The sequence below is a fragment of the Streptomyces sp. O3 genome (genome assembly GCF_054788135.1).
On sequence record NZ_JBTVYK010000036.1, the window covers coordinates 18,333 to 31,233 of the forward strand.

A 12,901-nucleotide genomic window follows, 5' to 3' on the forward strand; every position below is an offset into this window, starting at 1 on the left:
CCGTGACCCGCGACCCGCATCCGCGCCGGGCTCCGGGTCCGGTGGACCCGCCGGGCCTCACACCACGGCCGCGTCGGGCTCCAGGATCTCCGGGGTCTCCGGGGTCTCCGGGAGGGGGCGCGCCGGGCGCGGGAGTACGTCCGCCGGTGCGCCGCGGCGGATGACGCGGCCGGTGTCCATCACCAGGACCTCGTCCAGGGCGTCCAGGCCTTCCATGCGGTGGGTGACCAGGATCAGGGAGCTGCCTCGGGTGGAGGCGAGCACGTCGGCCAGCACCGCGTCCGCGGTGGCCGCGTCCACGCCCTCGGTCGGTTCGTCGAGCAGCAGCAGGGGCGGCGCGGCCAGCAGCGCGCGGGCCAGCACCAGCCGCTGGCGCTGCCCGCCGGACAGGCGGCCGCCGTCGGCTCCGACGACGGTGTCCAGCCGCTCGGGCAGCGCCAGCACCCAGTCCAGGAGACCGGCCCGGCGCAGCGCGTCGCGCAGGTCGGCGTCGCTGGCGTCGGGCCTGGCGGGCAGCAGGTTGTTCCGCAGGGATGTGTGGAAGACGTGCGCGTCCTGGAGCGCGCCGCTGACCGTGCGGCGCAGCACGGCCTCCGGGACCTGTCCCAGGTCCGCCCCGTCCAGCAGGAGTTCGCCGCGTTCCACCGCGACCAGCCGGGCGATCGCGGCGAGCAGCGTCGACTTGCCCGCGCCGCTGGCCCCGACGATGGCCACCCGCCGTCCGGGCGGCAGCTCCAGATCGACCCCGCGCACCGCGTACGGACCGCCGGGCCGGTGGCGTACATGCAGGTCACGCACCGAGAGGTGCACCGAGCGGGGTCCGGGAAGAGGTACGGGGAGGTGCGCGGCGCCCGGTTTGGGGGTGGTTCCGGGCGCCGCGGTCTGTGGTGGGGCGAGCGTCGCCGCGGTCCGCCCGGATGTCGGGGCATCCGGGCGGACCGGCATCGCGGCCCCGGCACCTTCAGCCAACGGCCCGCCGCTCGCGGCCGACTTGAGCCCCGGCGGATCCGCCGGTACGTCCGGCGCGTCCAGCGCGCCCGACGCGCCCGGTGCGCCCGGCGTGTTCAGCAGGGCGCGTACGCGACGGGCGCTCTCGGGCAGGGCCGTGAGCCGCTGCGCGGCCGCTGGCAGCGGAGCGAGCACTTCAAAGGAGGCCAGCGCCAGCAGCGGCAGGACGACGGACCAGACACCGGGCACGTGGCGCGCGCAGACCAGGGCGACCGCGACGGCCGTGGCGCCCTGCACCACGGTCAGGGCGGCCGCGGCGAACGCGGCCAGCAGGGCCGCGCCCCGGTCGTGGGCGCGCAGCCTGCGGGCGGTGCCGACGGCCCGCCGCGTCTCCCGGTCGGCCGCGCCGAAGGCCCGCAGGTCCGCCGCCCCGTCCAGCAAGTCGACGGTCCGCACGGCGAGTTCCGCGCGCAGGGCGGCGCCGCGCCGCGCGGTCCGCGCCGACGCGAACGCGGTCAGCGCGGGCACCAGCAGGCCGCCGACCGCCAGGCCCAGCAGCAGCACGAGCCCGGCCAGCGGCGACACCAGCGCCGCGCAGCCGACCGCCGCGGCCGAGACGGCCAGCGCCGACACCACCGGCAACACCACGCGCAGCAGGGCGTCCTGGACCACGTCGACGTCGGCCACCAGCCGGGACGCGGCGTCCGCGTCCCGCACCGCGCGGGCGTCCCGGTCGGCGGCGGGGCGGCGGGCCAGGGCGCCGAACACCCTGCCGCGCAGCCGTGCCACCGCGCGCAGCGCCGCGTCGTGGCCCGCGAGCCGCTCCCCGTACCGGAACAGGCCGCGGGTCACGGCCAGCGCCCGTACCGCGACGATGGCCACGGACAGCACGCCCATCGGAGGATGCTGCGCGGCGCGCGCGATGAGCCAGGCGGCCAGGGTCATCAGCGCCACCCCGGCCAGGTCGGCCGCGAGCGCCAGGCAGGCGGCCGGGAGCAGCCGTCGGGAGGGTCCCGCGGTCCGCAGGACGAAGAGCAGGTCTCTCACCGGACGGCCTCCAAGGTGCGCACCCGTGCGTCACGTACGTCGAGCCGCCGGTCGGCGTCGCGGACCAGCCGTTCCCGGTGCGCGACCACCAGGACCGTACGGCCCGCCATCAGCCGCTGGCTCGCGGTGAGCACCGCCGCCTCACTGTCGGCGTCGAGCCCGGCGGTGGGTTCGTCGAGCAGGACCAGCGGCGCGTCGCGCAGGAAGGCGCGGGCGAGCGCGATGCGCTGGCGCTGCCCCGCGGACACCCCGGTGCCGCGCGCGCCGAGCCGGGTCGCGTACCCGTCGGGCAGCGCGGCGATGAAGTCGTGGGCCGCGGCGGCGCGGGCGGCCCGTTCGACCCGCGCGTCGGTGGCGTCGGGGTCACCCAGGCGGATGTTGTCGGCGACGCTGCGGTCGAAGAGGTGCGGCCGCTGCGGCACCCAGCCGATGTGCCGCAGCCAGGCGTCCGGGTCGAGCGCGGCGAGGTCCTTTCCGCCGATGAGGATCCGGCCCGACTCGGGCCGTACCAGACCGAGCAGCAGCGCGAGCAGGGTGGACTTGCCCGCGCCGCTGGGGCCGGTCAGGGCGACCCGCTCCCCTGGTTCGACGCTGAACGAGACCTCGCGCAGGACGGGTTCGGGACGCTCCGGCAGCCGGACGGTGACGTCCTCGAAGCTGATCCGGGGGGCCGGGGCGATCCCCGCGATGGCTGTGGCGGGCACGGCGGCGCCCGCGCGCCGCGGGCCCGGACCGGTACCCGCGTCGGCGCTCGCGCCCATGTCGGGCCCAGTCGCCGCGTCCAGTGAGGTCAGCGCCTCGCGTGCGGTCGTCAGACCCTCCGTGCCCGCGTGGAAGCGGCTGCCCAGCGCGCGCAGCGGCAGGAACGCCTCCGGGGCGAGCAGCAGCACCGTCAGCGCGGTCGTCAGGTCCAGGGAGCCGCCGAGCAGGCGCAGGCCGACCGGGACCGCGATCAGGGCGATCGACAGGGTGGCCACGGTGTCCAGCACCAGCGTGGACAGGAAGGTGATCCGCAGGGTGCGCATGGTGGCCCTGCGGTGCGCGTCGGCGACTTCGGCGACGATGCCCTCCTGGGCTTCGGCACGGCCGAAGACGCGCAGCGTGGTCAGGCCGCGCAGGGCGTCCAGGAAGTGTCCGCCCAGGCGCGCGAGCGCCGCCCACTGGCGGGCGGTGGCGTCCCGCGTGTGCAGCCCGACCAGCGCGCCGAACACGGGCACCAGCGGGAGGCTGACCAGCAGGATCAGCGCGCTGACGGGGTCGTGGACCAGCATGGTCGCGGCCACCGCGGGCGGGACGAGACCGGCCACCAGCGTCTGCGGCAGATAGCCGACGAGATACGGGTCGAGCGCGTCCAGGCCTCGGGTGAGCAGAGTGCTGACCTCACCGGTCCGGCGGCCGCCCGCGTCGTACGCGGTGCGGCGGGCGGCCGCGTCCAGCAGGCCGGTCCGCAGCGCGAGCTTGATCTCGGACGCGGCCCGCTGCGCCGCGGCGGCCTGCGCCCATCCGGCGATCCCCCGAGCCGCGACGGCCGCCGCGGCCCACGCGACGGCGTCGCCCGAGACGCCGTCCCCCGCGAACACCCCGCCGAGCAGCACGGCCAGGGCCACGGCCTGCCCGACGACGCCCGCCGCGCCGAGCAGCACGGCGGCGGTCACCAGCAGCCCGGCGGTGCGGGCCCGCGGGGTCAGGCCGAGCAGTCGCCGCCGCACCGCGCGGTCGCCGTACGCGTCCATACCCGTGCCCGTACCCGTACCCGTGCCTGTGTCCGTGTCCATACCCGTGCCTGTGTCCGCGACCGCCGCGGTGCGCTGGCCGCCCATCAATGATCACCCATCAGAAGTACGCCGGGGAGCGGTCGTCCGCCTTGGCGCGGAAGGCCCACCACTGCATCGCCTGGAAGGCGAGCAGCACCGGCAGGACCAGCAGCACCACGGGCCCGACGACGCTGAGCGTGGAGGGGTCGGCCGCGGCCTCGGAGACCGAGAGGTGCTCGCCCGAGCCCGCGGTGCTGACCACGGCCTGCGGGAAGTGCGCGGCGCCGATGACCAGGACGGGGGCCAGCGCGGCGAAGCCGCTGACGAAGAACGCCCGCCGGTGCGCGGCGGCCGCGAGCCGCGGCGCGAACAGCAGGGCCCCGACGGCGACCAGGAACAGCAGCGCGGCGGACAGCGGGTTGAGCAGTCCGTCCCGCGCCCGGCCGTCCGCGACGGCCGCCAGCGCCGTGAGCCCGGCGAGTCCGGCCGCGACCGGCGCCAGCCGCTGAGCGAGCTCCGCGGCCCGCGTGGCGACAGGACCGTCGGTGCGCACCGCGAGGAACACCGCCGCGTGCAGGGCGAAGACGGCGACCGCCGTGAGCGCGGACAGCACCGGCACCGGGCGCAGCAGTAGGCCCAGGTCGATGCCGAGGTGCCCGTCCTCGACCGGTACGGCGCCGAGCATCGCGCCGCCGAGCGCGCCCCACATCAGCGCGAGCACCAGGCAGGTCAGGTGAACCAGGGCCTCCCAGCGGCCCCGCGCGCGCTCGCCGGACACCCGGCGCCGGAACTGCATCGCGGCCTGCCGGACCAGCAGGGCCGCGACGGCGCACACGACCACTGGGTACATCCCGCTGATGACGGTGGACTCCAGGCCGGGGAAGCCGCCCAGGACGATGCCCGCGGACGCGACCAGCCAGACCTCGTTGCCCAGGAAGAACGGTCCGGTGGCGGCGGCGACGGTGTGCCGGTCGGCGTCGTCGCGGGCCAGCCACCGGCCGATGATCCCGGTGCCGATGGTGATGCCGTCCAGGACGAGGTAGCCCGCCAGGAGCAGCCCCAGCAGCGCGTACCAGATGTTGTGCCACACGTTGAACTCCCAGTGTGTCAGCGCCGTCGGAAGGGCTGTCAGAAGGTGGGCGCGGAAGAAGAGGACGAAGGCGAGGACGAGGAGGAGGCAGAAGAAGCGGCGGAAGAGGCGGACAGCGCGGGGACCTGGTCCTGGTCCCGCCCCTGGGCCTCACCCTTCCTCTGGTCCTGGTCCTGGCCCGGTGGGTTCAGCGATTCCTCGTCACCCGGCGCGCGCCCGAGGTGCGACCCGTCCGGACCGCGCTTGGCGAACCGGATGAGCAACGTCCAGTCCACGACCAGCAGTACGGTGACGAGGGTGCCGAAGATGAGCAGCGAGCTCAGCACCGCGCCCTGGGTGAGCCCTGGTGTGACGGCGTCCTCGGTCTTCAGCAGGCCGTACACGGCCCAGGGCTGGCGGCCCACTTCCCGGAAGATCCAGCCGGAGATGTTCGAGAGGTAGGGCAGGAAGACGGCGGCGGTGAGCAGCCACAGCAGGACCTTGCGGCGGATCAGGTTGCGCTTGATCATGAACAGCACGCTGATGACGGCGATCAGCATCATCAGCAGCGCCGGGATGATCATGACGAATTCCGCGGTCTGGGCGAATCCGGGGGCGAAGTAGTTGTCCGGCCCGAACTTCTGGGTGAACGTGTCGGCCATCTCCTGGGCCCGTTCGGAGCGTTCGCCGTACTTGGTGGGGGTCTGCTTCACCGAGTAGCCGATCTGCATGCCGCCGAGCGACGCGGTCGCCAGGATGAACACGGGGGTGAGCGGCAGGGCCAGCTTCATCGACGACCAGAAGAACTCCTCGTGGCCGGTGCGGCGGCGCAGGTGCCAGGCGCTCACGGCGATGATGAAGAAGGACCCGGTGACCATCGCCGCGGCGATGATGTGGAAGGACGCGGACAGCGCGTTGGTGTTGGTGAGCAGTTCCGTGAAGTCGGTGAGGCGGACCTCGCCGTCCTTCATCTCGTAGCCCACCGGGTGGTTGAGGAAGCCGTTGGCGGTGAGGACGAAGAAGACCGAGGAGTACGCGGTGAGCGCCACCAGCCAGAGCATCGCGGTGTGCAGGACCCGGCCCATCCGGTTCCAGCCGAAGATCCACAGGCCGAGGAAGGTGGACTCGGCGAAGAACGCGACGAGGGTCTCGATGGCCAGCGGGGCGCCGAAGACGTTGCCGACGAAGTGCGTCAGGCCGCTCCAGGTGAGCCCGAACTGGAACTCCATCACCAGGCCCGTGCCGATGCCCAGGGCGTAGTTGATGACGTAGAGCTGGCCCCAGAAGCGGGTCTGCCGCCGGTGGGCTTCCTTCCCGGTGATCGCCCAGCGGGTCTGCATCACCACGAGGTAGGTGACCAGGCCGAGCGTCAGAGCGACGAACAGGAAGTGCGCGATGGCGGTGATGGCGAATTGGAGCCGTGCGAGTACGAGCACGTCGTCCACGATGGTTCCCCTCGATCGGCTGGACGGCCGAATGTCGTGTGATGTCCTGCGGTCGTGTGCGGGTGACAGACGGCCCGTCCACTCCAGCCGGAGACGGTCGCGCGCCGCTCGCGCCGCGGTGGAGGGCCGCTAGGGCGAGTGCAGCCTAAGCGGGTGGGTGGCGCGGGTGGCTTGGGGACGCCGCGGCCGCCCCCGCTGTGGGGCGGCCGCGGCGCGGTCCGAGGGCCGGAGACCAGCCGTCGTCAGTGTCCTGAGTAGGCGAGTTCGTCGTGTTCGATCGCCATCTCGTCGGTGTACACGAGGTCGAGATAGCGCTCCCCCCGGTCGGCCAGCAGGGTCAGCACCCGGCTGGGGCGCGGGAGTTCGGGCAGGAGTTCCTCGATGGCGGCCACCACCGAGCCGGACGAACCACCGGCGAAGATCGCCTCGTGGCGCAGCAACCGGTGGCAGCCGTGGATGGCGGTGGCGTCGTCGATGTGCACCACTTGGTCGATCTCGGCGGGGGTGAGCAGCTCCGGCACCCGGCTCGACCCGACGCCCGGCAGCATCCGCGGGCCCGGCGGAGTGCCGAAGATGACCGAGCCCACCGCGTCCACGGCCACCACCTTCAGCCGGGGCCAGGTGCGGCGCAGTCCGCGGGCGAGCCCGTGCAGGGTGCCGGTGGTGCTGACGGCGGCCACCAGGACGTCGACGGGTTCCGGGCAGTCCGCGACGACCTCGCGGGCGGTGGTGGCGGCGTGGGTCTCCCAGTTGAGCTGGTTGGCGTACTGGTTGATCCACACCGCGTCCGGGTCGTCGGCCAGCAGGTCCTGGACCCGTGCCAGCCGGGTGTGCAGATAGCCGCCCGCGGAGTCGAGTTCGTCGACCATCTCGATCCCGGCGCCGAACTGGCGGAGTATCCGCAGGTTGGTACGGGAGGCGTTGGGGTCGACCACGGCGGTGAAGCGCAGCCCGTAGCGGACCGCGACCATGGCGAGCGCCACGCCGAAGTTGCCCGATGTGCTCTCGACGATGCGGGTGCCCGGACGGATCATCCCGTCGCGGATGCCCCGCTCGATGATGTAGCGCGCGGAGCGGTCCTTGACGCTGCCGCCCGGATTGAGCATCTCCAGCTTGGCGAGCACCTCGATGCCCGGCTCGGGGAACAGGCGGCTGAGCCGGACCAGCGGGGTGCCGCCGACGCAGTCGGTGATGGAGTCATGGATCACGTCGGCTCCTGTCGCGCGGAAGGGGTTGCCTGCTGCGGTCGGGCGCCCAGCACGGCGCGGCAGGCGTCGAGTCCGTGGCTGGCGACGGGTACGTCGGCGGCGGGGCTCAGCTCCCACTGCGGGCCGTCCAGACGCCAGCGGGTGAGCACCGTGGGCTCGCCGCGGCGGGCCTGCACCTCGATGCCGTCCGGCTGGTAGCCGAGCTTCTTGTTGACGGCCAGAGCGGCGGCGTTGTCCTCGAACACGGCGGAGGTGGCGTACCGGGCGCCAAGCCCCTCGAAAGCGAGGCGGAGCGCGGCGGCGCGCATCTCGGTGCCGAAGCCCTGGTTCTGCTGGTCACGGACCAGCCAGCTTTCGGTGGCGATCTCTCCGAGCTTGGGGAAACCCCGCGCCTGGAGACCCTGTACCCCGATGGGGCGGCCGTCCAGGAAGGCCGCGAGGCCGAGGTTCCAGTAGTCGGGGCGGCTCAGCGCGAGTCCCTTCCACAGGTACTGCAGGACCCTGCCCGCCACCGCCTTGGGCGGTACGTCGCTCCAGCCGCCGGGGAAGGGCGCTTCGCCGGGGGCGTGGATGCCCTGGTCGGCGACGCGTTCCGCGAGCGCGATGAGGTCGTTCTCGTCGGGGACGCGCAGCTCCAACCGGGGGGTCGTCAGCCGGAGTCCGAACTGGGGCGCCCAGGCCGCGAGCGCGGCCCGGTCGCCGCCGGGGGACGTCGCCGGCCCGGTGTCCGGGGTGCCCGGTGTGCTCTGGGCGCTTTCAGCGATGTTCTCAGCCATGGGGGGATGCTCCGCAGACGGTCTCAACGAGTGGTGGAAGACGTCTCGACGTGCGGACGGGCCGCGGCCGCCGGCGCGAGGGCGCGCGCCTCGCGGGGCCCGGCGGACCGCAGCCGCACCAGACCGGTCACCAGACCGGCCAGGATGGTCACCGGCCACAGCACGTCGGGTACGGCGCCGACCATGCCGCCGAGGCCGAGCAGCACGAACGCCCCCGCGCCCAGCCGCCGCAGCCGGGCCGGACCCGCCGCGGGCAGCGCGTACAGCACACCGGCGATCAGCACCGCACCGCCGGCCACCGGGTCGAGTGCGGTCAGCGCGTCGAACGCGTCGCCGACGCCGCCGGACACCGAGGCCAGCGGCGGCACGATCCAGAACCAGCCAAGACCGGCCACGGCGAGCCCGCCCGCGACCCGCTCCGGGGTGCCGTGCCAGCGGCGGCGCATGCTGCGCTCGGCGAGGTCCACGGCGTTGAACGGGCCGTACAGCACGGGCCGGTAGCCGAGCACCAGCGTGGGCAGCGCGGCCAGTTCGATGCCGCCGTAGCCGCTGAGCCCGGCGGTGAGCACGGACAGCTCCACGTACAGGGCGACGCCCAGCGCCGGTCCTTCGGGCAGCACGCCGATCGGGTAGAGCAGCATCGGCAGCAGGAGCAGCGCGCCGCCCGGCCACCCGGCGAGGCCGCCGCGCGCGCCCCGCGTGAGCAGCGGCCGCAGCACGGCCAGCAGCGCGGTGTACGCGGCGGCCAGGGCGACGGCCGTGGCGGCCGCCGCGAGCAGCTGGCCCGTGCTGTGGTCGGGGACCTTGGCGGTCAGGATGTGGGTCAGCGCGGCCGCGCCCGCCAGGGCGCGCACGGCCCGCCCGGCGGGTCCGGCGTCCCGTCCGATGACGGGCGCGCGGACCGCGCCGGGCGTGCCCGGCGCCCTCACAGCTCCACCCGCACGCCGTAGCGGCGCAGCCAGTCGTTCAGGCCGAGCAGCATCTCGACGTTGGCGCGGGCGACCCAGGCGCGCATGCCGCTGTCCAGGACGGACGGGTCGTCGATGAGGGCCCGCACCCCGGCGGTGTCGGCGAGCGGCGCGGCCGGTGCGGCGGGGTCGGCGAGCAGCGCGGTCATGCCGTCGCACAGCGCGTGGCCGTAGGCCGGGTCCTGGGTGACGGGGTAGGGGCTCTTGGCGCGGTTGACGACGTCGTCGGGCAGCAGGTCGGCGACGGCGGCGCGCAGCAGGGCCTTCTCCTGGCCGCCGAAGCTCTTGAGGTCCCAGGGCACGTTGTAGGCGTAGGAGACCAGCCGCCAGTCGCAGAACGGCATCCGGGTGGCGAGGCCGGTGGCGGAGCCCAGCGACTCGTCGTGGCTGAGCAGGGTCTCCAGCCAGCGGGTGAGGTGGAAGTAGGTGATCTCCCGCATGCGCAGGTCCTGGCCGCTCTCGCCGTCCAGGCGCGGCACCTTGGCCATGCTGGTGGTGTACGCGTCGGCGCAGTAGCCGTTGAGGTCGAGCTTGCCCAGCAGGTCGGGGGCGAGCAGGTCGCCGCCGAGTCCGTGCTGGCCGCCGCCGAAGCGGGCCATCGCCACCCAGGGCAGGGTGGGGGCCTCGACGAGCTCCTTGTTGTGCACCCAGGCGAAACCGCCGAACACGGCGTCGGCGATCTCGCCGAGCAGGACGGAGCCGACGTGTTCGCGCACCGCCCGGCACAGCAGGTACAGCGAGGTGTTCATGTTGCCGAGCGGGCTGGGCACGTCCTTGGCGCGCAGCACCGCGGCGCGGACCGCCGGGTCGATGATGTCGGCGGTGTCGAGCACCAGGTCGGTGTGCTCGGTGCCCAGGTGCCGGACGACGGACTGCACGAACGGGGCGTCGGGGCTGCCCCAGATCTCGTCCTGCTTGAAGTCCTCGTCCCCGCCGAAGGACACCGTGAAGGTGCGGACGGGGTCGCCGCCGCGCTGGGCGAGCGCCTGGTGGGCGAGCGCGGTGACGGCGCTGGAGTCGATGCCGCCGGACAGCATGATGCCGGGCACCGCGCCGGTGCCCAGGGTGCGGGTGACGGACGCGGACAGCAGTTCGCGTACGCGGGCGACGGTCTCGTCCCGGCTGTCGGTGTGCTCCTGGGCGGTGAGCTGCCAGTAGCGGTGCGCGGTGCGGCCGCTTTGCGTGCAGCGCAGCACGGTGCCGGGCGGCACCTGGTGGAAGCCCTTCAGGATGCCGTGGCCCTCGGTGCCGGCGTAGGAGAACAGCTCGCGCAGGCCGTCGGCGTCGATGACGGGCTCGACGGCCGGGTGGGCGAGTATCGCCTTGCGCTCCGAGCCGAACAGCACTCCGGACGGCAGCGGGTAGTAGAACAGCGGCTGGTTGCCGAGCCGGTCGCGGGCCAGCACCAGTTCGCGGTCGCGCTCGATCCACAGGGCGACGGCGAAGGCGCCGTCGAGGTGCTCGGCGAAGTCCCCGCCCCAGCGCAGCCAGGCGCGGCCGACGAGTTCCGCCTGTGTGGCGGGTCCGGTGACGCCGAGTTCGGCGCGCAGCGCGTCGGTGTCGTACAGCACGCCGGTGACGGCGGCGACGAGCACGGTGCGCCCGTCCTGCTGGAACTCCCAGGGCTGCTGCGGGGTGTTGGTACCGTCCGCGTCGGACCACCGGGTGCCGAGACCGGCGTGCTCGTCGAGCCACAGCCGTTCTCCGTCGGGGCCGCGCTGGGCGAGGGCCGCGGTCATGGCGAGCAGCGTGGACCGCTCCCGCCGCAGGTCCCTCGTGTGATCGATCCATCCTGCGATTCCGGACACGGTGTGGGGCTCCTCTCGGTGGTGGAGCCACAGGCTGGCGGGACCACCTCGAGTTTCCCTGGACGGCCTCTCCAGCAGCCGTACGGACGATGTCGCACGGACCGGACCCAGGCGTACCGGGGTCCGGCATCGGCACCGGAAGGGAGAGTGGCCGTGGGCAAGGAGCCCGAGGAACTTCAGGAGCTGCCCGGAGAACCGACGGATGTCCTGATCGTGGGCGGCGGGATCACCGGACTGAGCTGTGCGCTGTTCCTGCGGCACCACGGTGTGCGGTGCGTGCTGGTGGAGCGGCACGCGTCGACCTCCGTCCATCCCCGCGCCTGGGGGTGGTATCCGCGGACGCTGGAGGTGCTCAGGTCCGTCGGCGTCGAGGACGAGGTGCTGCGGGCCGCCGCGGGCTACGCGGGGCACCGCCGCCAGGCGACCGTGGAGTCGCTGACGGGCCGCGAGCTGAAGGCGACGATGCTGCCCGAGCCGGGCGATCTCAGCGCGCTGACGCCGTCCCGGCAGATCTCGCTGGGCCAGGACCGCATCGAGCCGATCGTCCGGGAGGCCGCCGTGCGGGCCGGGGCCGAGCTGCGGTTCGGCACCGAACTGACCTCGTTCGAGCGGCCCGAGGGACCGCACGGGCCGGTCGTCGCCACGATGAAGGACCGGGACACGGGAGCGGAGCGGCGGGTGCGGGCCCGCTGGCTGGTCGCCGCCGACGGCGGCCGCAGCCCGGTGCGCGAGACGCTGGGCATCGGCCGCTCGGGGGCCGGGACGCTCCAGCACCAGGTGAGCGTCCTGTTCCGCGCGGACCTTCAAGGGCCGCTGGACGGGCGGCGGTTCTCCATCTGCCAGATCGAGAACGACGACATGAACGGCGCGGTGCTCGGCCACGACGACACGCTGGGGCGCGGCACCCTCATCCTCCAGTACCACCCCGACCAGGGCGAACTGGCCGACGACTTCACCGTCGAGCGCAGTGTGCGGCTGGTGCGCTCGGCCATCGGCGACCCCGAGGCGGCCGTGGAGATCATCGGCGTACTGCCGTGGGAGCTGGCCGCGCTGTCGGCCGAGCGGTTCCGGGACGGCTCGGTGTTCCTCATCGGGGACGCCGCGCACGTCATCCCGCCGATCGGCGGCTACGGCGCCAACACCGGCGTCCACGACGCGCACAACCTGGCCTGGAAGCTGGCCATGGTGCTGCGCGGCGAGGCGGGCGAGGGGCTGCTCGACACCTACGACGCGGAGCGCAGGCCGGTCGCCGAAGCCACCATCGAGCAGGCCAGGCTCCGGCTGATGGTCCGTTCCGGGCGGGCGAGCGACGCGCAGCGCGCGGCCACCGCGGACGTGCTGGACGTGATGCTGGGGCACACCTATCCGACGGCGGCGGGCGCGGACGCGGAGCTGCCCCGGTTCCGGACGCCCGCGGAGCTGACCGGCGAGCCCGGCACCCGCGCGCCCCATGTGCCGGTGCTGATACGCGACGCGGACGGCGCGCGCCCCGGCTCCCTGCTCGACGTGTTCGGCGCGTCGCCGGTGCTGCTCTGCGACGGGCGCGGCCCGGCGTGGCGCGAGGCCGCCGCCGACGCCGCGCGGCGGACCGGCGTACGGCTGCGCACGGCCGCGTTCGGCACGGAGCTGGAGGACCGGTCCGATGAGGGCGGCTGGCACGAGCGGTACGGGGTGACGGCCGACGGCGCAGTCCTGGTGCGCCCCGACGGCTTCGTCGCCTGGCGGTCGGCCGACGCCCCGGCGGACGCCGCCGCCGTGGAGCGGGCCCTGCGCGAGACGCTGACGCTGCCCGCGGCCTGAGGAGGGGACACGGGACAGGCGGCGGTGCCGACGCGTGGAGACACGCGCCGGCGCCGCCGCCGGCCGTTGTGTCGTGGG

At 74.3% G+C, this 12,901-nt stretch carries 9 protein-coding genes; 1 reads left to right on the forward strand and 8 read right to left on the reverse strand.

From position 1 onward, the window contains the following. Window positions 1-57: 57 nt before the first annotated feature. The 8 genes from ACX6XY_RS19075 to asnB all read right to left on the reverse strand — a co-directional run bounded on the left by ACX6XY_RS19075 (window position 58) and on the right by asnB (window position 11,023). Complete coding sequence (locus tag ACX6XY_RS19075; RefSeq protein WP_460332109.1) at window positions 58-1,995, reverse strand: amino acid ABC transporter ATP-binding/permease protein; 1,938 nt, start codon at window positions 1,993-1,995, stop codon at window positions 58-60. Further along, window positions 1,992-3,770: a thiol reductant ABC exporter subunit CydD gene (gene cydD / locus ACX6XY_RS19080; RefSeq protein ID WP_460332111.1), complete on the reverse strand. Its 1,779-nt coding sequence runs from the start codon at window positions 3,768-3,770 to the stop codon at window positions 1,992-1,994. The genes ACX6XY_RS19075 and cydD overlap by 4 nt, the downstream gene beginning before the upstream one ends. Window positions 3,771-3,828: 58 nt before the next feature. Next, window positions 3,829-4,839 (reverse strand): cytochrome d ubiquinol oxidase subunit II, encoded by a 1,011-nt coding sequence (locus ACX6XY_RS19085; RefSeq protein ID WP_460332113.1) that lies wholly within the window; start codon window positions 4,837-4,839, stop codon window positions 3,829-3,831. A gap of 38 nt (window positions 4,840-4,877) precedes the next feature. Further along, a complete protein-coding gene (locus ACX6XY_RS19090; RefSeq protein ID WP_460332115.1) occupies window positions 4,878-6,263 on the reverse strand; it encodes a cytochrome ubiquinol oxidase subunit I in 1,386 nt (461 codons plus the stop codon). 242 nt (window positions 6,264-6,505) lie between these two features. Further along, entirely contained in the window at window positions 6,506-7,471 is a 966-nt protein-coding gene (sbnA, locus tag ACX6XY_RS19095) for a 2,3-diaminopropionate biosynthesis protein SbnA (protein WP_460332117.1), read from the reverse strand. Further along, window positions 7,468-8,247 carry a GNAT family N-acetyltransferase gene (locus ACX6XY_RS19100; protein WP_460332118.1) on the reverse strand — a complete coding sequence of 260 codons (780 nt, stop codon included), beginning with the start codon at window positions 8,245-8,247 and terminating at the stop codon, window positions 7,468-7,470. The genes sbnA and ACX6XY_RS19100 overlap by 4 nt, the downstream gene beginning before the upstream one ends. Window positions 8,248-8,270: 23 nt before the next feature. After that, window positions 8,271-9,176: a DUF6410 domain-containing protein gene (locus tag ACX6XY_RS19105; RefSeq protein WP_460332120.1), complete on the reverse strand. Its 906-nt coding sequence runs from the start codon at window positions 9,174-9,176 to the stop codon at window positions 8,271-8,273. After that, window positions 9,173-11,023: an asparagine synthase (glutamine-hydrolyzing) gene (asnB, locus tag ACX6XY_RS19110; RefSeq protein ID WP_460332122.1), complete on the reverse strand. Its 1,851-nt coding sequence runs from the start codon at window positions 11,021-11,023 to the stop codon at window positions 9,173-9,175. Before asnB ends, ACX6XY_RS19105 begins: the two co-directional genes overlap by 4 nt. 153 nt (window positions 11,024-11,176) lie before the next feature. On the opposite strand from asnB, the gene ACX6XY_RS19115 reads away from it, so the two are divergent. After that, window positions 11,177-12,823 (forward strand): FAD-dependent oxidoreductase, encoded by a 1,647-nt coding sequence (locus tag ACX6XY_RS19115; RefSeq protein WP_460332124.1) that lies wholly within the window; start codon window positions 11,177-11,179, stop codon window positions 12,821-12,823. The last annotated feature ends 78 nt before the right edge of the window (window positions 12,824-12,901 follow it).

Excerpts from the sequence above, each read along its gene's own strand:
- cydD (WP_460332111.1), bottom strand. The coding sequence starts at position 3,770 with ATGGACACGGACACAGGCACGGGTACGGGTACGGGCACGGGTATGGAC.
- ACX6XY_RS19100 (WP_460332118.1), bottom strand. The coding sequence starts at position 8,247 with ATGGCTGAGAACATCGCTGAAAGCGCCCAGAGCACACCGGGCACCCCG.